A 22,769-nucleotide genomic window follows, 5' to 3' on the forward strand; every position below is an offset into this window, starting at 1 on the left:
CATCCTACGCCGATTACTAAGCATCAAACACGGCATATTACATCGCCTAAACCGCGGATGGATCGAAAGTGCGGGTTGCAGCGAGGTGCACTCCGGGCGACTTCCAACCCAACACCAACGCCAAACCCGGCAAAAACCGTGTCCAATTTCGCTTTGATGCGATTCACCCAACGATCTGGACCCCGATCGGAGGGTAAGCCGCATCTCAACCGTGGGGCGGACCCCATGATTGCCTTGGTGAAGCCCCTTGCGAGGGCTGAACCTCCGGTTGCGTTTAGCTCGTTCGATCGAACGGTTGCCTGAAGTGAACTTGTTCGGCGAGCCTCCAATACTGCCACAGTTTTCATCAGGTCCGCGGACTGGGATCTGGGAAGGACAGAGCGCGGACCCCGAGCATCAAGTTGACTGTCGAGAGAAAGTCAGGGGCATTCACTGAGTCAATGGCCCGGTTTGGCTGTCGAGCGGAAGACGGAAACAGGCTGCTTCTTTCTCCGATCGAACCAGCACGAGATCTTTGAACAGCGCGATCGTGTTCCAGCACGTTCCGTCAACGGTCTCGACCGAGCCCAACTCCTCGTAGGATTCCGGGGTCGCCGTAACCAGCGAGAGTTTTCCGGTTTCGGCATGGACGAGCAGTTTGTCGCCAACCAGTAGCAACTGCCCGGTTCCAAACCCGCGATGACGCCACTGCTTCTTTAATGTTTTCGCATCCGCACACTCCAGGAAACGATCTGATATCGCGTAAGCGTACCCGTCGTGAATGGCGGGATTGGAGAACTTCGTTTTCAGCGCCCGAGGGTCACGGGCTTCCGGAATCGGAATCAACTTTCCGTCTTCGTTCTCAAGCGAAATCACTTGGGCACCCGTGGAGTACCCCTTGGAGATCATCACTGTGTTGTCGTCGATGACGGTGACCTGCGAACAGTTCGCAGCGCCGTTGCTTCCACCGGGCCAGGACCACGCCCATAGTTCTTTGCCGGTTTTCGGATCGTGTGAAACACAATGATCCTCCGCAATCAGCAAAATCTGCGACACGCCAGCAACGGTTGCCAGAATTGGAGAACCGTACGCGATCGAACGGTCTCCACCTCGCCAGACTTCTTCGCCGGTCTCCCGATTGATCGCAATCAGCGTCGCCCCGGGAGCTTCAACTCGCAAGTCCGGTTCTTCCGCATTCGCATCAGGCTGCGCAATTCCGCCACCGGGAAGAATCAAGAGATCGTCGATGATCAGCGGCGATTGCGAACGGCCCCAAGTCAGCGTTGAGTTTTCCTGGGTGAATTCAAGGCCGCGGCTGTTCGAATTCGACACCTGTTCAATGCCCATCTTTTTGGGAACATCGAAGGACCAGATCAACGAGCCATCTTCTCCGTTGAGGCAATCGAGCACGCCCGTTCCGCTTACGGCGTAAACTTTCCCGTCATGAATCGTCGGTGTAGCTCGCGGACCGACGCGACCGAAGCTGGAAAAATCTTCGTGGCGACGCGTGACTGAATAGTTCCAAACCGTGTTGCCGGTTTCGACTTCGTAGCAGACGACGCATTCCTGGTCGTCACGTTGCTCTTGCGTAATCGCGTAACCGTTGACAACCGCGAATCCTGACCACGCGTCGCCAACCGGCTGTTTCCAGATCAGCTCAGGCGGCGATTCTTTCCAGGAGGCAAGTTTCACATTCCGTATCGTGCCATCGCGATCCGGGCCAAGGAACTGAGGAAAGTCATACTCGGTGGTTGTCGCCAGACGCGACGTTTTCGTTTCAGCGGGTTTGATTGCGATCTCTTTTCCGTCGCTCCAAAACCGCGGCTCAAATCTTTCGAGGTTCGCGTTGCCACCGAAAACAGGTTGATACAGCACGAAGAAAACAACCGGTGCCAGAACAGCAAAAACAGCTAACAGGCTTTTCCAATTTAGACTTCGCGCACGGCGAATCAGGTACCACCAGCCGACGAGCGTCAGTGCGACCAACGGCAGAAGAAACATCGCCAGGTTCCTGACTCCAGGATCAAGATTCACGGCTTCGGCCAGCAAATCGTCGAAGAAGTTCAACGCGATCAACAATGCTCCGACTACGAAGACGACTACCCACGGAAAGTAAGCCTTTGAAGTTTTCGTCGGAAGGATTGGAGGCTGGTCAGGATTGGAAGGTTCTTGGTCAGTCATCGCGCAAACCGATGTGGACTTTTGGAAAAACTTCAGTTTAACCGTTTTGCAGCCAACGTGAACCGATGCCAACCGGCTCGGCTGAAGACGATCTTTATTGCGTCAATCGATCGCCTGCCGCGAAATCCCCAGGCAAAACGTTTATAATTCTGACTATTGATTTCCCATTTCAATCATAAAGAGCGCCGATTCAATGACTTCAATCGCTTCCTGCAAACAGGTACACGGGCGTGTCGTAATCTTGCTGGCCTTCGTGTTCTCATCCATCGTGCTTATTGGCACTGCCACGGCACAGGAACCGCTTCGCGTGTTGAGTTTCAACCTCAGATACGGGCTGGCCAACGACGGCGACAACAGCTGGGACAATCGCAAAGACCATGTCGTTACCACGATCGAAAACTATCAACCTGACGTTGTCGGCACGCAGGAAACTTTGGAGTTCCAGGCGGCGCACATCGGCGACAAACTGACGGAGTTCACTTACGCCGGACGCTCGCGGCAGAAGGATGGAAAAGGCGAGCATTGCGGAATCTTTTTTCGCACTTCGCGATTCGACAAACTGATCGAAGGGCATTTTTGGTTGAGCGAAAACCCGGACCAACCAGGCTCCAAAAGCTGGGACTCGTCCCTGCCAAGAATGGCGACCTGGTTGAAGCTTTGGGATCGCACCAATCAGCATGCTTTCTATTTGATCAACACGCATTTTGACCATCGCGGTGCGAATGCCCGAGCCGAAAGTGCGAAACTGATCCGCAGGTTCGTGGAGTCGCTGCCGAGCGGTTCGAACGTCATCATCACCGGAGACTTCAACGCCGGAGTCAATTCGGGTCCGTACACGGCACTGTTTGCCGAAGACGCCACCGCAAGCCCGGCGACACCTTCCCCGGTCGTTGACACATTCGCGGCGATGAACCCGGATGCGAAAGACAACGTTGGGACATTCAACGCTTTCAAGGGCACTGACTCAGGGGCTCGCATCGACTGGATCGCAGCGTCGCGAAAGATCGAGATCCTTAACGCATCGATCGACCGAACTGCTTTCGACGGCAAGTTTCCTTCCGACCACTTCCCGGTCACTGCTGAACTTCGTTTGCCCAAGTTGGAGTAGCTTGATACTTCGTGCGAATCGACCCAAATACAAGCCCGAAGCGCAAGCGAGTGATTCAACCCGCTTTCTTTACGCCACGTTTGGACCGAATGGAAACCCAACATCCGTGCCAGCGACCAGAGGCAGCTACAAAGCACGTGTTCGTAGCGCTGGCTTTAGCCGGCAGACATGCAACTTCCGCCTCAAGGCGGCACTACGAACGGCGGTACTGCAAACTCACGGAATCAATTTTGGAACGGGAGCTAAACTTTCCGCAACAACCCCATCCCGTCTCGCCCGCGGAAAGTCAATAACAGCGAGTTCACTGCCGCGCCCGCTTCAAACACTGCCTCGAAAAAATGTTCTTCCCCCGGCCACGGAAACGCGAAGAACAAATCGAAGTCGTCCATCGCCAAACCGATTTCTTCATAGACATCGTCCTCGTGAGTCTCCACGTGTTCGACTTCCGAACCGAGTTGCTCGATGTCCAACACACCGCGAGGCACGAAACTGCCACAATAAAACGCGGTCGGCAGATCCAGTTCGTCCGCAAGATCGCTGGCTTGATCGACCAGATAGGACTCGACTTCGATCCCGACGGACTCCAATCCGTGCAGCGACGCCAACATCGCCGCCACGCCGAACCCACTACCCAGCTCGCAAAATCGCCGACCGGTCAGCAGATGATTCTGCTCAATCCACGTCAACGCCTGATCCAGCAAGTGAAAGTCACAGCGGACGAAGTTCTCCGTGACCGAATCGTTGTCCTGCATGAAGGCTTCGATGCGTTCGTGCCCCAAGGCGATTAGATTCGTCGCAGCATCGTCATGTGCAAGCTGTTTGATGTCTTCGGGGATGTCGATCGACTGAAGTGTCATAGTTAAAGTTCGATTCGCCCCAATTTTTCCAACGGCCAACGGCCCGGAAGCTGGCCTGAACGACGGTGTCTAAGTGCAGCGAATCCTTGCCTGATCATCGCTGAAGGAAAAAATCCTGTGTTCGTTTTTGGCCACAACCTGTTGGACTTGCTCCAGCGTGATCGATTTGCCGCTGGCGTTCGCTTTCTCGATCAGTTCAGCGACACTCGCCCATCTTTCGGCATCGAGTTTCAAACCGATCGATTCGGGATGGTGTCGCAAGATGAAGCTCAGGTACTTGCTAATTTTCGTAAGGCGTCTGTTCATGCGGCACAGTCTAACCCAAACCAAAACTTTCGTCGTGACCCCGCCGTGACGGAAGCCAGAGGGCTGATAAACTGGCCGATCGCGAAGCCAAACCGGCGAATCGACCACTCACTTAGAACTTGCCATGAAACCAGAAATCTCAAAACGAATTGCCGAACAGTTGGGCGTTCGCGTCGGCCAGGTCGAATCTACCATCCGCCTGCTCGAAGACGGCAACACGATTCCCTTCATCGCAAGGTACCGCAAAGAAGCCACCGGCACGCTCGACGAAATCCAGTTGCGAGCCATCGAAGACGCGGTCGATAAATACAACGCGTTGGCAGCACGAATGGCCGCAATCCTGAAAAGCCTGAACGAACAGGGCGTGCTCACCGATGAGCTGAAGCAACAAGTCGAAACCTGTCAGGATTTGCGTTCACTCGAAGCAGTTTACTTACCGTTTAAGCCACGTCGCCGCACCAAGGCAGCGATCGCTCGCGAGCAAGGTTTGCAACCGCTGGCCGATCTGATGCTGCTCCAGGAGCGGATTGGACAGCCGCGAACGGTTGTCTTGAAACGATACGTTGATTCAAAAAAGGAACTTCCGGACACCGACGCGGTTCTGAGTGGAGCACTTGATATCGTCGCCGAACAGTGGGCCGACGATGCCGAAACGCGGCAGTGGTTGTACGATCAGGCTTTCAAGTTCGGGAAGATCAGCTCAAAAGTCAAACGCGGAAAGAAGTCCGCGGAAGGTGCTGCCAAGTTTGAGCAATATTTCGATCGCCAGGAATCGCTGGCTCGAGTTCCCGGCCACAGAGTCCTCGCCATGTTGCGCGGGTCCGACGAAGGCATCCTCCGCGTTGGCATTGCGATCGATGATGAACGGGAAATTCGAACGCTGCAACGGCGTCTGGTCACCAACCGGCAGTTCGAGTTTTTTTCCGACCTGAACGACTGTGCAACGGATTGTTACAAACGATTGCTGCTTCCCGCGACCGAGTCGACGATTTTGGGGCAGTTGAAAGAAACCGCTGGCGAGGAAGCCATTGCAGTGTTCGGCAAGAACCTGAACGACCTGTTGATGGCACCGCCGGCGGGCCCCAAAGTCACAATGGGAATTGATCCGGGCTTTCGCACGGGTTGCAAAGTCGCGGTCGTCGATGAAACGGGGCAGTTCCTGACCAACACGACGATCTATCCGACGGCTCCGAAAAATGACGTCGCGGGCGCCGAAGGAAAGCTGGTTGATCTGATCAAGAAACACAAGGTCGAATTGATCGCGATCGGAAACGGCACGGCGTCTCGCGAGACCGATGCTTTCGTGGGTGAAGTTCTGAAGAAACACAAATTCGGCGACATCGCGAAGGTCATGGTCAGCGAATCGGGTGCGTCGATCTACTCAGCCAGTGACCTTGCCGTCAAAGAGTTCCCCGATCTCGACATCACCGTTCGCGGTGCGATCAGCATCGCGAGGCGACTGCAGGATCCGCTGGCAGAGCTGGTGAAATCGGATCCGAAATCGATCGGCGTTGGCCAGTACCAGCACGATGTGAATCAAACGAAGTTACGAAAGTGCCTGGATCGCGTTGTCGAATCCTGCGTCAACAGCGTCGGAGTCGATCTGAACATGGCCAGCGCGGCGCTGCTTTCGCATGTCGCCGGGATCGGCCCCAAGTTGGCGGATAACATTGTCGAGCACCGAAATTCCAACGGACGGTTTGAAGATCGGAAACAGCTGCTGAAAGTTCCCAAGCTGGGCAAGAAAGCTTTCCTTCAGGCGGCTGGCTTTCTGCGAATCCGTGACGGCGAACAGCCGCTGGATAACTCGGCCGTGCACCCCGAAAGTTATCCGGTGGCGAAGCGGATGGCGAAAGCACTGAAGTCCGATTTGGCAAAGCTGGTCGGCAGTCCTACGCTTGTGCAAAAGTTGAAAGCTCCGGAATTCGTCAGCGATGAAGTTGGCCTTCCGACCGTCGAGGATATCATTTCGGAACTCGCCAAGCCCGGACGCGATCCTCGGAGCGCGTTCAAGTTCGTGAAGTTCAACGACGCCGTGAACGACATCAAGGACCTGAAACCCAATCAGATTCTGGAAGGAGTCATCACCAACGTGACTCATTTTGGAGCCTTTGTAGATCTTGGCGTTCATCAGGATGGCCTGATTCACGTCTCTCAGTTGTCGAACGAGTTCGTATCCGACCCGAACGATGTGGTTTCCGTTGGCGACGTTGTGAAAGTTAAAGTTTTGGAAGTCGATGTCGATCGCAAGCGAATTTCGGTGACTCGAAAGTTTTGATCGGAAAAGGTGGCATAGGCTTCCAGCCTGTGAACTCATCGCTGACGCGGCGCAGCACTCCATGCCTCGCATTTTAACTTGTCCACGAATCGCTCGAATTCTCACGAATGACATCGAAGTCATTGCCCGCGAATGACGCGAATAAACGCAAATGGATCTTTGTGTGAGCTGTGGCGAAGCAACGCTGCAGTCGCCATTCGATCCCGCCCGTTTACAAATGAACCGGAATGGACCGCACCTGTTCGCCAGGCTTTGGCTCCATCGGCGGATCGATCCAGTCGATCTCTTCCCCCGCAGCGTGGGCGCCGCGAACGATCTCTTTGAACTCACGGCAGACTCGCATCATGGCGTCGCGGGGCGAAGCAGCGCTTGCTTGAAGGCCGCCAAGGTTGGCGACACGAGCGATCGATTTCCCTGAATCGTCTTGTGAAAGGTAGATCAAACAGGCAAAGGTCGGCACGCCTGGTGTCGGCTTGCCCAGCGACAATGAGTTGTCATCCTTGTTCGTTGACATGTCGGTTCGTTCCAAGGCTAAAGATGGTCAATTGTTGATCTGCGGCCCGCTTATTGTAGCGGATCCAATTGCGAACTCGTGCAACATCGCACTAATCCATGCAAGCCCGAAGCGCGAGCGAATGAGTGAGTGAGTTCACGTGCTGGACTCACTCGCTCGCGCTTCGGGCTTGTATTTTCAGCGTCCTGTTCATCCAGATGATCCTGTCAGATAATCGAAGGGCACTACACCCGTCCAACATCCAGATTTTCACTCGATGCGTCCACTTCCGCCAGTCAAGAAAGACAACTCCTCCGCGCTGTCCCGATTCTTCGGCGTCTTTCGCTACAGCAAAGAAGCCATTCACCTCGTTTGGACCACGGACAAACGACTGACGCTGCTGATTCTTGTCCTGACAATTTTCGCCGGCGTGATACCCGGAGCCATCGCTTACGTTGGCAAGCTGATCGTTGACGCCGTCGTCCTGGCCGTTGAGACCGACTTGCCCGCCGATCGTTGGGCCGTGCTGCAATGGATTGGCCTGGAAGCCGTGATTGTGATCCTGATGGCGGCGGCGCAACGCGGGCTGATGATCGCCAACTCGCTGCTGCGTGCTCTGCTTGGGCAACGCGTCAACATCATGATCCTGGAGAAAGCTCAAACGCTGGAGCTGTCTCATTTCGAAGACTCCGAGTTCTACGACAAGCTCACCCGAGCCCGTCGTGAGGCATCTTCTCGACCGCTCAGCCTCGTGACGAAGACCTTCGGGCTGGTGCAGAACAGTATCACGCTGGCAACGTATGGTTGGCTGCTGATTACGTTTTCCTGGGTGGCCGTCCTTGTCCTGATCATCGCGGCCTTGCCAGCGTTTTTCGTCGAGACTTATTTCTCCGGCCAGGCGTTTCGGCTGTTTCGTTGGCAAGTCCCCGAGACACGGAAACGGAACTATCTGGAGTGGTTGTTGGCCCGCGAAGACTACGTCAAGGAAGTCAAACTTTACGGTGCTGGCGATCTGTTCTTGCAACGCTATCGCGAGATCTTTGAGAACATCTATGCCGAGGACAGAGCCCTCACGCTGAAGCGCGGGATGTGGGGATTCCTGCTGGGCGTGCTTAGTTCGATCGCGTTCTATGGAGCCTACGCATGGATCGGTTGGCGGGCGGCGATTGGCGCGATCACGTTGGGCAGCATGACGATGTACCTGTTGATCTTCAAACAGGGCCAATCGGCAATCGCGTCGATGTTGACGTCGATTGGCAAAATGTATGAAGACAATCTGTATCTTTCCAACCTGTATGAGTTTTTGGAAGAGCCGATCGAGACTCAGGATGGCACCGCGACTTCGGGGCCGAAGCCTGGCGACGGAGTGCGTTTTGAAAACGTCTCCTTCCGGTACCCGGACTCGGGCAAGGCCAAGGGTACGTTGGCGCTCGATGGAATCAGCCTCCATCTTCAGCCCGGTCAGAAGCTGGCCCTGGTGGGAGAAAACGGATCCGGCAAGACGACTTTGATCAAGCTGCTGACGCGATTGTACGTACCGACTTCGGGTAGGATTTTGCTGGACGGATTGGATTTGAACGAGTGGCAACTGGAAGCACTCCGCGATCGAATCGGCGTGATCTTTCAGGACTTCGTTCGCTATCAACTGAAAGTCGGCGAGAACATTGGCGTTGGCGACGTGGCAAATTTTGAGGCTCGTGACCAGCAGGTCGCCGCCGCGGAAAAGGGCATGGCCGATCCGTTTATCGACGAGATGGAGCTGGGCTACGACACGCAGCTTGGCCGTTGGTTCAAGGACGGCCGCGAACTATCGGGCGGTCAGTGGCAGAAGATCGCTCTGTCACGAGCCTTCATGCGGAAGCAGGCCGACATTTTGGTTCTCGACGAACCGACATCCGCGATGGACGCCGAAGCCGAGGCCCGCATTTTCGATCACTTCCGCGAGGTGACTCAGAAGCAGATGGCGATTTTGATTTCTCATCGTTTCAGCACCGTCCGCATGGCGGATCAGATCGTCGTGCTGGCCAAGGGCAGGATGATCGAAAGCGGCTCGCATGAGGAGTTGATGCAGATGAATGGCCACTACGCTCATCTGTTTGAGATCCAGGCGAAAGGGTATCAGTAGTTTGTAGTACCGCTCCAGTCGCTATCAGGCACGACGCATCCAACGCGTCTTCCGGATAGAGAGCGCCGCTATTAGGTACTGTTTGACATATTGATTTTCATGTCGTCAACGCGGCCAAACATGAGCGGCTTGCCGCTCATGTTTACCAAGCAGTGCCTAGAGCGAATGGCACTTAAAGCTTGCAAGTTCCGTTGCATCGGTTAGTTATGTCATCTTGACGCACAGGGGCCTCACCTGCGAATGAGAGGTTGGAATTTCGACGTTTCAATCCCTCGGGCAAGGAGGCCCCATGTTTCGTCCCTTCGATACGCTCCGCCATCGCGTGGCAGAAGCTCGTAACAACGACAGCCTGTTTTTCGTATCGCTGCTCTCTGAGACAACTATAGAGAGTGTCTTTGGAGATGCAAAGGCGATCCTCGACGCAGCACAAATCGACACGACTGCTGTCACTCTCTAGGTGTTCCTTTCGCAAGTGATGAGCATTAACCACGGCTGCGTATCGGCAGTCACGAAACTCGTTGCGTGGCGTGCCGTCAAAGGACTACGTCCGTGCTCGGCAGCGACGGGAGCTTGCTGCATCGCTCGTGACAAACTGGATGAAGCGTCGATGCAACGACTCGTGACTCAAAGCGGTGCAGCAATCGAATCGCAGACTCCCGAACATTGGCGATGGAAAAAACCACAAGGTGATTGTTACTGACGGAGCCACCGTCATCATGGCCGATACGCCCGAGAACCAGAAAGAGTATCCTCAGCCTGGGTCTCAAACGCCAGGCTGCGGCTTTCCGATCATGCGGATGCTGGAGTTATTTGCACTTTCCCCTGGAGCCGTTCTGGAAGTCGCATTGGGCAAGTACGCAGGAAAGTTTTCGCATGAGGTGAGCCTGTTTCGACTGATCGATACGCTGATTCAAAAAGGCAACGTTTTCCTTGCTGATCGCGCGTTCGCGGGCGGGTTTGAAATGACTCGCATGGAAATGCGAGGGGCTCACTATGTGCTGCGGATGCACCAAAAGCGAAAAGCGAATTTCAGAACTGGAATTCGCTATGGCAATGACGACCATGCAATTCGACTCGAAAGACCTGGCCGCCCAAAGTGGATGAGCAAAGAGGAGTACGAACAGTACCCTGATTTCATCATCGTGCGTGAGGTCAGAATCCGTGTTCAGTAGAAAGGATTTCGCACGAAAGAAATTATCATCCACACTTCGTTTGAAGATCACATTGAGTACAGCAAAGATGACATCGGCTTGTTGTTTCGCAGCCGTTGGCCATTCGGGACAGGTTTCTTTGGTTTGAGCCGGGCGAGTGACAAACGAATCTGGCAAGCGGTGGCCGATGTCGCTCCGCGTCAGCGCAGCGTTTTTCTCTTGCCAGACTGGTTGAAGTTCAGGAAGCGATCTTTCGCATCGTCGCGATCACTACCGCCCGATGTGTCGTGAAGCTCCGTCAATCGTGGGACGGCAGCACGAGCATGGCACCGTGTGTTCTTCGCATCACTTTTGGTTTGTTTTAGCTCGACCGGTTTGGCCGTTGCTTTGTGAACCTGGCCAGAAAGAAAGCGTCAAAGTGTTCGTTTGGCAGGACTCGACGCGAATAGGAAACCGCGTCATCAAACTCAAGCTCGCGAAACGAGTTTATGCCAGGCTGCCAATTGTCAAACGGCATTTCGATCGGCAGCGGCGTCGCGTCGCCATCAGTCGCGTCCATCAAATGAGACACGACGGCTTCGTTTTCTTCTGGGGAAAAGCTGCATGTGCAATACAGCAACGTGCCTCCCGGTTTAAGCGATTGAAACGCCGATACGATCAGCCCTTTCTGCTTTCGGGCTTGCTCGCGAACTTTCCTCTCGCTCCAGAACTTCCATGAGTCCGGATTGTCGGCTCGGATTCGTGAATCGCTGCTGCACGGCGCGTCCAGCATCACGCAGTCAAATCGATCCGGGACTTTGCGACCGACCTTGCGACCGTCCATCAGATACGTTCGCGAAATCGTCACGCCAAGCCGTTTCAAATTGTCGGCCAAACGGTACATCCGCGGCTTGATCGGTTCCACGACCGACAGCTTGCCGCGATTGTCCATCAACGCCGCCATGTGAGACGCCTTGCCGCCAGGCGCCGACGCCAAATCCAGATTCCACTGCTCCGGTTCGGGCCGCAGCACCGTAGAGGCAAAGATGCTGGACAGACCTTGAACATAGATCGATCCATCGTCCGCAAGTTCGCTATGCGTCAATCGCGAACGTTGTTCTGGCGGGATCAAAAAGGCTTCCTCGCACCACGCGACCGGCGATGGCGTTACTCCCAGATTTTCTACGGCACTGATCGTTTCGGAAACAGAGCCGCGAATCGTGTTGATGCGAAACGAGGTGGTTTTGGGATTCGCAAAACTCTTCAAAACACCTTCGATTTGATCTTTCCCGACGATTTCAGTCAGTCTTTGGCCATGTTCGCCACTAATGAATTCCGGCTGCATATTAAAAAAGCTTGTCTTTTGGTGGGGCAAACAAAATTGTGGGAATCGCCACAGGTATGAAACCGTATTCGAAAATGGCTGAAACCCGAAGAAACGCGTCGATTTTGAGATGCTATCGCCGTGTAGGGGCGGCTCCATTCCGCGTATGGTGATTCATGGCAAGACGAAAAACGATAGCACTCGCAGGCTGCTAGCACAATATCGAGTGCTTGCGTTGTTGATTCGTGGAAGATGGCGTGAATTCGTTGACACACTTCTGCGCGACCTCAGAATCACACCCGTTGTACAAGACTTACGACAAAACAAATTCAGGGAGGTCGCCGACAACCGCTTAGGACGAGCACGTCGGATTGGTAACAGATTTACCACATCAGCTTGCTCGCTCAAATTGCACTCCGGTCAGGATGGATTCGGAACATTTGAGCCTCTGCGTTTTTCAGTGATCTCCTACGCATAACCCAGTCACGAAACGACTCGTGGCGAATGCTCAAAACGGGCGCCTTAAGGAGATACATGCCATGCAACGTAAACCAATCATCGGACTCAACGCTGACTTTCGCCAAGCCAAGGGCAATCAGCCATCTTTCTCTGTCGTCACGGCAGGTTACTACGACAGCATCGCCCGTGCGGGCGGCATTCCGTTGATTTTGCCTCCAACGACAAACGAGGACGACGTTGCTCAGGTTCTTGAAACAGTCGACGGATTCGTCATGGTTGGCGGAGCTGACCTTGATCCACGTCGTGATGGTTTCATGTTGCACCCTTCCGTTCGTCAAATGGACACGCGTCGCGAAAAATTCGATCGTATGTTGATGTCGATGGTCGCTGACAGCCGGACTCCAATTTTGGGAATCGGCGTCGGGATGCAGTTGCTGAACGTCACCATGGGCGGCAACCTGTTCTTGCACATTCCGGACGATCTTTCTTCCGCCATACCGCACAAAGACCCTCAAGATCCGAATCATCGCCATGGCCTTGATGTAACGCAGGATTCAGTAATGGGGCGTGTCTACGGCGACGGAGAAATTCGCGTCAGCAGCCGTCACCACATGGCGGTCGATGAAGTCGCCAGTGGATTCGCAGTAACGGCTCGCTGCCCGGATGGTGTCGTCGAAGCCATCGAAAGCGAAATGCAGGATTGGATCGCCATCGGAACCCAGTTCCATCCTGAAAACGAAGCCGCTTCAGCGTTGGATCTTCGTATCTTCGAAGAGTTCATCGATCTGATCCGCGAGCCTGTTCCAGTCATGTCGCTCAAAGCAGTCGCCTAAAGCCGATCGCCTGCGGGCTGGATTAATTCCGGGTCCGCATGATGTGACTCCCAGTAAAAACACTTTCCGCCAATTGCAGACTCAAACGCCGAATGGATTCGGCGCATGCAGGTGGCAGGAACCTTCCGGAAGTGAGTGTTGCCTTGAAACGGGCAGCACTCACTTTTTTTGTTGCTATGTCAGCTTTCTCAACGTCGGCGTAGTGCAACAGCCGAGCACATGCCCGGTCCGCCGTCCCCTGTCTGCTGAATTTGACCCTGCCCGTAGAGCAAATTCGAATTCCGCGATAAAATTGGACCATGGAAAAAATCTGCATCTTTGGCGTTGGCTTGATCGGCGGTTCGCTGGCTCTGGCGTTGAAAGAAAAATCGTTCTGCCGCCAGATCGTCGGCTGTAGCCGCAACGAATCTCATCTAAAACGTGCTCAGGATCTCGGCGCGATCGACTCGTGGACGCTCGATCCATGCGAAGCCGCCAAGGACGCAGATTTGATCTTCCTCGCGACGCCCGTCGGAGCCATCGAGGCCGTCTTGAAATCGATTCAAGGTTGCGTCAGCGAGCAGACAATCATTACCGATGGCGGAAGCTGCAAGCAGTCCGTTGTTGACGCAGCCGAACGCGCTTTCGGACGTCTGCCAGATCGCTTCGTTCCCGGTCACCCGATTGCGGGAAAAGAAAAAAGCGGAGTCGACCATGCGGACGCAAAGTTGTACGTCGATCACAAAGTCATCCTGACTCCGATCGAAACGACCGACCCGACGGCCGTCGCTGCGGTCACAGAGATGTGGGAAACTTGCGGAGCGAATGTGCAACTGCTCAACGTCGGCCAACACGATCAGGTGCTGGCCGCGACCAGCCATTTGCCTCACGTTTTGGCGTATGCGTTGGTGGAAACGGTTGCAAACACGACTTATGTCAGCGAAATTTTCGAATTCGCTGCCGGGGGATTTCGTGATTCGTCCCGCGTCGCGTCCAGCGATCCGACCATGTGGCGGGACATCTGCGAGTACAATCGGGATGCGATTCTGGAGATGACGTCTTTGTATCGCGACCGTCTGGAGTCTCTTGAACAGCTGATTGAAGCCGGAGATTCCGATGGCTTGTTCGAGCTGTTTTCGCGTGCCAGGAAAGTACGCGATGGGCGATTCGGCTAAACTACCAATTGAAGCGTAGAGATAGAGTGATTTTATGTTGAAGTTTAACGTTGCCGGTGTCCCCGAGCACTTCAATTACCCGTGGCATCTGGCGATTGAGTCCGGAGATTTTGCAGACGCAGGGCTGGACGTTCAGTGGACGGATTTTCCGGGCGGAACCGGCGCGATGATGAAGTCTCTCCGCCGTGGTGAGACCGACGTCGCAGTCGTGCTAACGCAGGGAGCCGTGGCGGACATCCTTAAAGGCAACCCGTCGCGAATTGTAAAGACGTTTGTTGAATCGCCGCTGGTTTGGGGCATCCATGTTCCAGCAGATTCGGACATTGAATCCGTCGAACAAATCAAAGGACGCAAGTACGCGATCAGCCGCGAAGGATCCGGTTCTCATCTGATGTCGATCGTTGACGCTGCCGAAAGAGGCTGGGACTCCGGGACACCACAGTTTGAAATCGTTGGCGGTCTCGACGGCGCCAGAAAGGCCCTTGCTGCAGGGGACGCGGAGGTTTTCTTTTGGGAAAAAGTGACCACGGATCCGTTCGTGGAGAATGGCGAGTTCCGTTTGGTCGGAATTCGCAAAACGATTTGGCCAGCGTTTGTGATCTGCGTTCGCGAAAGCGTGCTCGAAGAACACGCCGATGAAGTCCGCTCAATGTTGAAAGTTCTCAATCACCATTGTGACGAGTTGGTTTCGTACGAAGACGCCGTGCCGCGAATTTCGAAACGTTACGGACTGGATGCTCATGAAACAGAGATGTGGTTTTCGGCAACGGTTTGGGACGAAGGCTTCTCGATGCCCAACCGCGCCCTGCCGATCGTGATCCAGTATCTGAATCGGCTGGGGATTGTTGACGCCCCGATGGCAACACCCGACGATGTTTGGCACCAGCTATAGCGCCGCCAACTGATACGTGGGCGTACCTCTCATAACACGCGTTTTTACAAGCCTTTCGCTTGCAACAGCCGACGCTATTGGCGACTGGCTAATTGGACGCGTTGAATCGCAGCAGACAAATGATTGAGTTGCCTTGCGAAAGGAGACGAATCCTGGTCTGACACTTTTCACTTGGGCCGGCACTTCAAGCCACGTGTTGAAACTGGCTTTGGACGAAAGGTAACCGACCACCTTGCCCAAGCCGCGGTCTGCTCCGCCGTGAGGCAGGATTGACGTAAAAACCATGTTAGGCGAACGCCATGCGTCGCCAGTAAACGATGACTCCATTTACGACTGCGAGTGACAGCGCAACAGCAACGCCCATAAGAGTCAAGGCACCGACCGTACTTATGTAAAATATGTGTGTCGAAACATCTGGACCATACGGATCTGTTGCATCTGGTTGAGAAGTGTATCCAAGTGAAACATCGCCATCTGCAACGGTCACAACGCGGCACCACAAAAGTGCGGCAATCATGATGAGCCAAAGGGAAGCTACGAGGACAGAGGCGATTGCGTGCGGACGCAATGTACGTAAGCCACTATCACGGGGCTTGCAGAGTGTAGAAGAGTCGTATGGATTCTCGATCAATCTGCGGTCGCATAACGGAAGGTTTCTACGACACCGCCCTAAACGAAGCGAGCGATGCCTAGCTAAGAATGATTCTACCAAGGGCTGCCCGCGTCGCCTATAATGGAAGGTGTGCCGAAGTCCCTTGCGTAGAAACCATGTTGGGCGACCGGTGAATCTCGGAAATCGTGGAGCAAACAATGAGTACAGATATTCCAAACAGCATGGAGCCATTCGTACAAAAGATGGTTAACGGTCGTCGATATTTGAATGAGCAGGAGGTGGTGACCGAAGGTTTGCGAATGCTTGAAGCTCGAGAGACTCTTCGAGAGGAAGTTGCGAAGGGCTTTGCTAGCCTTGATGCTGGCAAGGGCGTCCCATCCGAACAAGTATATTCGCGAGCTGAAAAACGGATTGCTGAGATCGAACGCGGAGAGTTGTAGTGGCGGAAGTTGTCTACGCGCCAGAAGCAGACGACGACCTTGAGTCAATCGTTGGCTACATCGCGCGCGACAAGCCGACAGCAGCTCGAGAGTGGTTGTTGAAACTGCGAGAAACCTGTGAAACGATCGCAACGCAATCAGGCGTGGGTGAAGAACGAAAAGGGTTCGGAATCCCGGGCTGCAGTTCGTTCAGCGTTGGGCAATACGTCGTGTTCTTCCGTCCAATTGAGGGCGGGATCGAAGTGTCGCGCGTCATTCATGGAAGTCGCGACATGTGATCGAGTTAGTTCACATCACGGTACGCGTTCCAATCCATCGTGGTTCAGGCCCAGCGAGTGGAATTCTTCTATGCCGTTCCGAACCCAAGTGTAGTCGATCCACGGCGCGTCCCAGTCGTCAATCTCGGTCACGGTTAGTATTGTGGCCTCTGCTACCAGATGTTCATACAGCTCGCGCGTCTCGTCGTGGAGGCGGTATGTGTCCGGAGCACCCGCGAAGTCCTGCGGTATATGTGCAATGCGCACACGGTCACCAACACGAAGGCTGCGCCAAAGTTCAACCATAGGATTAGATTGAGTCGCCTAACGTGATTATGTACGACAGCATGTCGTAAAATACGGAAAAGGACAGTTGGCATATTAGTGTCGGCGATTTGGGTTGACAAGCAAAAAGGCTGCTGGCTAATCGAACGACAGCATGCCAACATCGATTGAGTCGCTCGAAGCGTCGACATTGTGCCACTGGAAATCGTTGTCCCGAATCAGCTTCTCGGCCGGAGCAAACCAGGACTCCAGCAATTTGCTCTGCTGTTCGGTTAGCTGACGACCCGTCGTGCGGCGGTTCTTCGAAACCAGCAACAAGCGGTACTCGCGATCCCGGTCGACCAAGACATTGAACTTCCCGTCGCCATCGGTTCGAACGACGGCGCCGCCGGAATTGTGGATAGCTTCGATCGTCGGATTGTCCAACGCAACGAAAGTGTCGGGCATAATCAGTCCCGGGGCTTGCCGTTTTTCTGGCTGAGCACCACGCGGAAGTAAAACCACCACTGCGCCCACGTCGGCAAGCTCACGTCCGCTGCTGCGCCACATCGCGACGCCGGAGATTCTGCAGTCCTCAACAAAGGCAGCACCAGTCGAATTGCCGGTCGATCCCGAACCTGCAGGCGCCGTCAAGCTTCCGACCATCATGCCGAGCATAAAAAACGTTGCGGCAGAAACGCCCAGCAACGCGGCTTGGCCATAGATCAAACGTCGTGAAACCCAGATGTGGCTTTCGCGAACCGATGGATTGCTGGATTCGTTTTCGATGGCTTTGCTCCTCATTCGTTCCGATACAATATAATGAAGTACGGGGCAAAATGAGGAAACCGGTGAGATGGCAATGAAAAGTAAATCTTTGTACGCGCTGATTCGAACCGTCGTTGTGATTCTGTGCATCGGATGCATTCAAGTCATCTCAGCGGCACAAAACGGGATTCCCGTAGCCGTCACGTTAAAATCCAGCCAGCGGATTGAAGGTCGGATCGACGCCGTCAACGGCTTCAGCACCATGAAAGTCCCGCCAGATTCCGGGGCCAGTTGCTACGTCATCGACAACGGCTTGCGACGCGTCTATGTCGGCAAGAACTACCTGGTTAACGAAGATCCAGTTCCATTGCGCTTTAGCGAGATCCAGTTTCCGATTTGGCAGGACGGGATCGACAAGAAACCGGCGGTCGGAATTCTGAATTGGGAAGATCGCTTTAACCAGTACGGACATCGGGTGATCAATGTGGCCACCAAGCACGGCCCCAAAAATGTTGTCCAGGGCATCACCAAGATCACGCCCAGCTACGTCGAATTGAGCTCATTGAAAACGGATGGCCCAAAGACGTCGTACAGGATGAGCATTGGCACCGGAGCGGTTCCTGTTGATGTGCTGCGAAAGCTGTTGCGAAATCAGATTTCTCGCAGCGATAGCCCGGTCGAGTACTTCAATATTTTCGATTTCTTCCTGCAGGCTCAACGTTTCGGCGAAGCACTTGAAGAACTGGATCTGATCGAACGTCGCTTTCCTGAGCGCAAGGAGCAGGTTGAAACGAATCGCCAACGTGTGCGACAGGATCAGGCCAGGCAGATCATTCGCGAGATCAGACAGCGGATTGACAATGGCCAAACCCATCTCGCACGTGAGTTGGGTGGGGAGAATATGAACAAAGACGGCGTGGCCCCGAACCAGTTGCTCGAACTTCAGGATTTGCTGACCGGTTTGGATCAGGCGGACGCCAAAGTCGTCGAAGTCCGGACAAAGGTTGTCGAATTGGTGAAGCGTTTCCAGCAGAATCCACCGGCTGCGATCACGGCGGATCAGGAAGCGATGTTGGGAAAGTTTTTGGCGGAACTGGAGTCAGAACTGGTGTCGTCAAATGTCACGCGACTTGACAGTTATCTGGTTCAAGCTGCCGACGTGACGCAAAAAGATCAGGAGAAAGTTGCCCTTGCGATCAGCGGTTGGTTGTTGGGCAGCAACAGCGCGACGCCGAACTTTGCGTTGGCTCAATCGATGTTTCGCATGCGTGAGTTGGTGAAGGAGTATCTTCTGAGCGGCGATCCGAACCGACATCGTGAACTGCTGGAGGAGCTAAAATCGCTGGAGTCTGGCAACAACGCGGAATTCCTGGCCAGCATGTTGGCTCAGATGAAACCTCCGATGCACGAAACCGCGACGGCTGGTTACACGGGTGAAGCTCCGATCGAGTTTTCAGTTTCGGTGCCGGGAACTCGCGCCCATCCGAGCGAACAGAACTTTCGAGTGTTGGTCCATTTGCCGGTCGAATACAGCCCTTACAAGCGTTACCCGTTGTTGTTGACGTTGCCGGACGTCGGAGTGCCGGTTGAAAAACAGCTCGACAGCTTCAATACGGCCTACATAAAGAACGTCGGTCGTGTCGGCCGCGCGTCGCGAAACGGAGTGATCGTCGCGGCGGTTCAGTGGGCGAACCCTGGCCAGACGACTCCGGGATATTCCGCGCGTGAGCATGCAACGGTGTTGGGCGCGATGCGAGCCTGTTTTCAAAGGTTCCAAGTAAACACCGATCGAGTCTTTTTGCACGGCCGTGGCAAAGGCGGGAATCTGGTGTACGACGTCGGACTGGCTCATCCGGAGCATTTTGCCGGGCTGATTACCATCGGCGGTGTGATCGAAAAGTTTGCCAAGGTACATGCGACCAATCGAGACATTCCTCTGTCAATCTACGCGGTTGTTGGCGAAGGCGATCGCTTGGCGCAGAGTGCGAATTTGACGACCTGGAACAAGTGGCTGCTGTCGGGGCGATACGTGAATTTGCTGCTTGTTGAGTACATTGGTCGATTGGCGAACGAATCGTTTCCTGATGATGTCGAATCGATGTTTGCCTGGATGCAGTACCAACAACGTCGACTACCGGATCCTGCCGGTTTCGAATTTTCGGTCAACTCACTGCGTCCCTGGGACAACTATTATTGGTTCCTTGAACTGCATGGTTTTCCACTGCGGAACGTCATGTGGCCGAAAACCTGGACCGACGGGGCGCTGAATGCGTTGGATATTCAAGGCGAGTTGAAGCCAGAGTCGGACGTCAATCATTTCATATTGAAGCCTTCGAAGGCTGGACGCGGGATGACGCTGTGGTTGTCGAACGAGTACGTGAACTTTGAGAAGAACGTTCGCATTTCCGGACGCGGGAAAGAGTTTCGCGAAGGCGTTACGCCTTCAACACGGATCATGCTGGAAGACGCTCGAACTCGCGGCGATCGGCTGCACCCGTTCTGGGCTCGACTTGATTGCAACAGCGGAAAATGGCAAGTCGTGGAGTGAAGTTGGAAAGCGGCCCGCACGTCGCGATGCGGAACAGTATCACCCGGTAACGCTGTTGGCTGTTGTCGAACGTCCGTTGGTTGTTGTCGAAAGTCCGTTGGCTTTTTTGAAGCTCGCCCGTGGGCAGAAGTCCGCTTACTCTATCGTCCTTCGATCAATCGATCGCCGAGGAAATCGTCGAGGCCTGGTTCCGAGTGAATCTTCGCACGGGTGACTTCGGGATCGTATTCGATACGACGGAATTCCAGTTCCATGTCGTCCACGATAACATAGCTACTACGTGGATCACCATCGCGAGGCTGTCCAACGCTGCCAACGTTGACCATGACTTTTTGTTCGTTCAGCGAAAACTTGTTTCCGATTTCCTGCGGCGCGTAAAAACGACAGTTCTCGGTAAACACGCCAGGCACATGCGTATGACCCTGGAAGCAATACTGATGAATGAACCCAAAGATCCGCTCAATCTTTCGCGTGTTGTAGACGTCTTCCGGAAACACGTACTCGTTCAACGGGCTGCGAGGAGAACCGTGAACGAACATGAAAGGTTCGACTCGGTGAGTCCGCGGGAGCTTGGCCAGAAAGTCCCAGCGTTCCGCCGCGCCGTCGATGGAAGGATCTTCCAACTGTTGGCGTGTCCAGAAGATCGCTTTCTCGGCACCAGAACTGAAACCATCGGGATCGAAAAGAGCTCCGTTGTCGTGGTTGCCCAACAACGTCAACGCAAACTCACGACAATGGTCGATGCACTCACGAGGGTTCGGGCCGTAACCGATCACATCGCCCAGACAGAAAATTTCATCGACGTTTTCACGTTCAATGTCCTCAAGCACTGCTGTGAGCGCTTCAAGGTTGCCATGGATGTCGCTAATAATGGCTCGTCTTGTCACAGCGCGGCTTCAAAGTGAGGTTCTATTGGTCGACTTGATCAACGCCCGCCCAAAAGGCGATTGCCCAACATGTCGTCGAGGTCCGGAATACCAAGGATCTTATCACGAGTCTTGCCGTTGTCGTACTCGACACGATGATATTCGATCGTGTTTTCTTCGCTATCGAGAACCACAAAACAGGCTCTGGCATCGTCGTCACGAGGTTGACCCACGCTTCCAACGTTGATCATGCACTTTTCTTCGCCCAGGCGGAAGAAGTAATCGGTTTCATGAGGACGGATGAATTTTCCGCTGTCCAGGAATATACCAGGGATATGAGTGTGCCCTTGGAAACAATACTGCTCAAATCGGCTCATCAGATGAGCCAACAGTTCTTTCTCGTAAACGTGTTCTGGAAAAACGTATTCGTTCGTCGGATCTCGCGGTGATCCATGAACGAACAGATACTTTCCTTCGTCATGACGCCGCGGCAACTCACCAAGGAAATCCCAGCGACGGTCTCCTGCAGAAGAGCGATCCGATTCAAGCTGTTCCCGAGTCCAGAAAATGGCTTTGATGGCGACGGGATTGAAACTCTCCGGATCGAAGATCGCTGCTTGATCATGGTTGCCCAGAATCGTCAGACTGCAGTTGTCGATCACAAGGTCCAGGCACTCAATCGGATTGGGACCGTAGCCAATAATGTCGCCAAGGCAAACGATGTCCGAAATTCCTAGGTCACGGATTTTTTGGAGCACTTGCGTGAGCGCTTCAAGGTTCCCGTGAATGTCACTGATGATAGCCCGTTTCATAAAAGCCTGGTGGGACGTAGCGTAGCGAGAAGGAGAAAAGGTCGTCGAGGAGTTTCGTAACCAAACCGACAGGTTAACATAAACGCCCCCGAATTACACCCTCGATCAACACGTCCCCAAGTCCAAATGAAGTCAGGTTTCGCCGCGATGGCCGAATCAAACTCAAAACCCTCCCTACTGCTTTCACTGGCAACATCGGAGAAAAATGCGTCCGTTTGCATCACCTCCGGCCCGGAAGTGATTTCACAAATCGATTCTCAGCAGTGGATCAGCCAGTCCGATAAACGCAGCCAGATCGGGAAATCAACAGGTTTCGTGTCCCTGATTCAGGACGCCTTGCAAAATGCCAACGTCGATTCCACTTGTCTTGCCGCCATCGCGGTAACCAAAGGCCCGGGCGCTTTCACCGGTTTGCGTGTCGGAGTCGTGGCCACGAAAATGCTGTGCTATGCGTGGAAACTGCCGGTGATTGTCGTCAATTCGCTGGAAGTCTCGGCCGACAGACTGCGGCGGGAACGGGAGCTTAATATCGGTACGAAGATTTGGGCCGTTTCAGATGCCCAACGCAAGCAGGTTTTCGCTGCAAAGTTTTCTGTCGCGGAGGACGGTGGACTCAGCGTTGAAGTCCCACAGGCTTTGTACGAACGGCAGGCTCTGATCGATATGCTGGAGCACGGCGACCATGTGACCGGATCGGGCGCTTTTTCATTCAGTCAGCAAATTGCATCAGCCACTGGCGTTGAGTTGCCCGATCGAACCGTCGCGTCTTGCGATGCGGTCGACGTTGCGGCCTTGGCGAGAGTCAAGCTTGAGAAACAGGACTTCGATGATTTAATGTCGATCGAGCCCGTCTACTTTCGCCCCAGCGCGGCGGAAGAGGTCCGTTTGGCGAAAGGCGCGGCTGACGACTCCTAGCGGCGTGCGATTTGGGGCGATGTGAGGGAAACCCGATCGCATGGCGGACTATAAAAAGCTGAGCCAATTTTGTTCTCTTTTCGAATAGATCAGTCTTCGAATCACCAGCGTTTATGCGTGCGATTGCATTCGCGCATCCCGAGTCTGATCGAGCCGCCGTCAAACTG

Annotated in this window: 20 protein-coding genes; 12 read left to right on the plus strand and 8 right to left on the minus strand. The window is 54.2% G+C overall.

The window, feature by feature from the left end; translation table 11 throughout:
• Positions 1-429: 429 nt before the first annotated feature.
• Complete coding sequence (locus MFFC18_RS10425) at positions 430-2,160, minus strand: outer membrane protein assembly factor BamB family protein (RefSeq protein WP_148618796.1); 1,731 nt, start codon at positions 2,158-2,160, stop codon at positions 430-432.
• Positions 2,161-2,353: 193 nt separating this feature from the next.
• Between MFFC18_RS10425 and MFFC18_RS10430 the strand changes: the two genes are divergently transcribed.
• Positions 2,354-3,268, plus strand: a complete 915-nt coding sequence (locus tag MFFC18_RS10430; protein WP_084416668.1) for an endonuclease/exonuclease/phosphatase family protein — start codon at positions 2,354-2,356, stop codon at positions 3,266-3,268.
• A 242-nt stretch (positions 3,269-3,510) separates the two neighbouring features.
• Here MFFC18_RS10430 and MFFC18_RS10435 read toward each other — a convergent pair whose 3' ends face one another.
• Both MFFC18_RS10435 and MFFC18_RS10440 read right to left on the minus strand, forming a co-directional pair.
• On the minus strand, positions 3,511-4,125 hold the full coding sequence (locus MFFC18_RS10435; protein WP_075081537.1) for a methyltransferase domain-containing protein: 615 nt from the start codon (positions 4,123-4,125) through the stop codon (positions 3,511-3,513).
• A 69-nt stretch (positions 4,126-4,194) separates the two neighbouring features.
• A complete protein-coding gene (locus tag MFFC18_RS10440; protein ID WP_075081612.1) occupies positions 4,195-4,431 on the minus strand; it encodes an RNA 2'-phosphotransferase in 237 nt (78 codons plus the stop codon).
• A gap of 124 nt (positions 4,432-4,555) precedes the next feature.
• Here MFFC18_RS10440 and MFFC18_RS10445 point away from each other — a divergent pair, with 124 nt between their 5' ends.
• Positions 4,556-6,709 carry a Tex family protein gene (locus MFFC18_RS10445; RefSeq protein WP_075081536.1) on the plus strand — a complete coding sequence of 718 codons (2,154 nt, stop codon included), beginning with the start codon at positions 4,556-4,558 and terminating at the stop codon, positions 6,707-6,709.
• A 211-nt stretch (positions 6,710-6,920) separates the two neighbouring features.
• On the opposite strand, the gene MFFC18_RS10450 is transcribed toward MFFC18_RS10445, so the two are convergent.
• Positions 6,921-7,223, minus strand: a complete 303-nt coding sequence (locus tag MFFC18_RS10450; protein ID WP_148618797.1) for a hypothetical protein — start codon at positions 7,221-7,223, stop codon at positions 6,921-6,923.
• Positions 7,224-7,479: 256 nt separating this feature from the next.
• Between MFFC18_RS10450 and MFFC18_RS10455 the strand changes: the two genes are divergently transcribed.
• The 3 genes from MFFC18_RS10455 (at position 7,480) to MFFC18_RS10460 (ending at position 10,499) form a co-directional block, all read left to right on the plus strand.
• Positions 7,480-9,327 carry an ABC transporter ATP-binding protein gene (locus tag MFFC18_RS10455; protein WP_075081534.1) on the plus strand — a complete coding sequence of 616 codons (1,848 nt, stop codon included), beginning with the start codon at positions 7,480-7,482 and terminating at the stop codon, positions 9,325-9,327.
• 289 nt (positions 9,328-9,616) lie between these two features.
• Positions 9,617-9,784, plus strand: coding sequence for a hypothetical protein (locus MFFC18_RS24930; protein ID WP_157664980.1), 168 nt, complete (start codon positions 9,617-9,619; stop codon positions 9,782-9,784).
• Between the two features lie 229 nt (positions 9,785-10,013).
• A complete protein-coding gene (locus tag MFFC18_RS10460) occupies positions 10,014-10,499 on the plus strand; it encodes a hypothetical protein (protein ID WP_075081532.1) in 486 nt (161 codons plus the stop codon).
• A 340-nt stretch (positions 10,500-10,839) separates the two neighbouring features.
• Here MFFC18_RS10460 and MFFC18_RS10465 read toward each other — a convergent pair whose 3' ends face one another.
• Positions 10,840-11,802, minus strand: coding sequence for an RsmB/NOP family class I SAM-dependent RNA methyltransferase (locus MFFC18_RS10465; RefSeq protein ID WP_075081530.1), 963 nt, complete (start codon positions 11,800-11,802; stop codon positions 10,840-10,842).
• A 518-nt stretch (positions 11,803-12,320) separates the two neighbouring features.
• Between MFFC18_RS10465 and MFFC18_RS10470 the strand changes: the two genes are divergently transcribed.
• The 5 genes from MFFC18_RS10470 (at position 12,321) to MFFC18_RS10490 (ending at position 16,450) form a co-directional block, all read left to right on the plus strand.
• Positions 12,321-13,073, plus strand: a complete 753-nt coding sequence (locus tag MFFC18_RS10470; protein WP_075081529.1) for a gamma-glutamyl-gamma-aminobutyrate hydrolase family protein — start codon at positions 12,321-12,323, stop codon at positions 13,071-13,073.
• Between the two features lie 299 nt (positions 13,074-13,372).
• Positions 13,373-14,227, plus strand: a complete 855-nt coding sequence (locus MFFC18_RS10475; protein ID WP_075081528.1) for a prephenate dehydrogenase — start codon at positions 13,373-13,375, stop codon at positions 14,225-14,227.
• A gap of 34 nt (positions 14,228-14,261) precedes the next feature.
• Positions 14,262-15,119 carry an ABC transporter substrate-binding protein gene (locus MFFC18_RS10480; RefSeq protein ID WP_075081527.1) on the plus strand — a complete coding sequence of 286 codons (858 nt, stop codon included), beginning with the start codon at positions 14,262-14,264 and terminating at the stop codon, positions 15,117-15,119.
• An 810-nt stretch (positions 15,120-15,929) separates the two neighbouring features.
• On the plus strand, positions 15,930-16,172 hold the full coding sequence (locus tag MFFC18_RS10485) for a ribbon-helix-helix domain-containing protein (protein ID WP_148618798.1): 243 nt from the start codon (positions 15,930-15,932) through the stop codon (positions 16,170-16,172).
• The gene (locus MFFC18_RS10490) at positions 16,172-16,450 is read left to right on the plus strand and encodes a type II toxin-antitoxin system RelE/ParE family toxin (RefSeq protein WP_075081525.1); all 279 of its coding nucleotides are present in this window, start codon (positions 16,172-16,174) and stop codon (positions 16,448-16,450) included. The genes MFFC18_RS10485 and MFFC18_RS10490 overlap by 1 nt, the downstream gene beginning before the upstream one ends.
• 402 nt (positions 16,451-16,852) lie before the next feature.
• Here the strand turns inward: MFFC18_RS10490 and MFFC18_RS10495 are convergent, their stop codons facing one another.
• Entirely contained in the window at positions 16,853-17,497 is a 645-nt protein-coding gene (locus tag MFFC18_RS10495; RefSeq protein ID WP_075081523.1) for a hypothetical protein, read from the minus strand.
• 58 nt (positions 17,498-17,555) lie between these two features.
• Between MFFC18_RS10495 and MFFC18_RS10500 the strand changes: the two genes are divergently transcribed.
• Entirely contained in the window at positions 17,556-20,009 is a 2,454-nt protein-coding gene (locus MFFC18_RS10500) for a hypothetical protein (protein ID WP_148618799.1), read from the plus strand.
• A gap of 140 nt (positions 20,010-20,149) precedes the next feature.
• On the opposite strand, the gene MFFC18_RS10505 is transcribed toward MFFC18_RS10500, so the two are convergent.
• Both MFFC18_RS10505 and MFFC18_RS10510 read right to left on the minus strand, forming a co-directional pair.
• Complete coding sequence (locus MFFC18_RS10505) at positions 20,150-20,896, minus strand: metallophosphoesterase family protein (RefSeq protein WP_075081521.1); 747 nt, start codon at positions 20,894-20,896, stop codon at positions 20,150-20,152.
• A gap of 38 nt (positions 20,897-20,934) precedes the next feature.
• Positions 20,935-21,687 carry a metallophosphoesterase family protein gene (locus MFFC18_RS10510; protein WP_075081520.1) on the minus strand — a complete coding sequence of 251 codons (753 nt, stop codon included), beginning with the start codon at positions 21,685-21,687 and terminating at the stop codon, positions 20,935-20,937.
• 126 nt (positions 21,688-21,813) lie between these two features.
• Between MFFC18_RS10510 and tsaB the strand changes: the two genes are divergently transcribed.
• The gene (gene tsaB, locus MFFC18_RS10515; RefSeq protein WP_075081519.1) at positions 21,814-22,602 is read left to right on the plus strand and encodes a tRNA (adenosine(37)-N6)-threonylcarbamoyltransferase complex dimerization subunit type 1 TsaB; all 789 of its coding nucleotides are present in this window, start codon (positions 21,814-21,816) and stop codon (positions 22,600-22,602) included.
• Positions 22,603-22,769 lie beyond the last annotated feature (167 nt).

The organism is Mariniblastus fucicola (genome assembly GCF_008087665.1).
Taxonomy (GTDB): Bacteria; Planctomycetota; Planctomycetia; order Pirellulales; family Pirellulaceae; genus Mariniblastus; species Mariniblastus fucicola.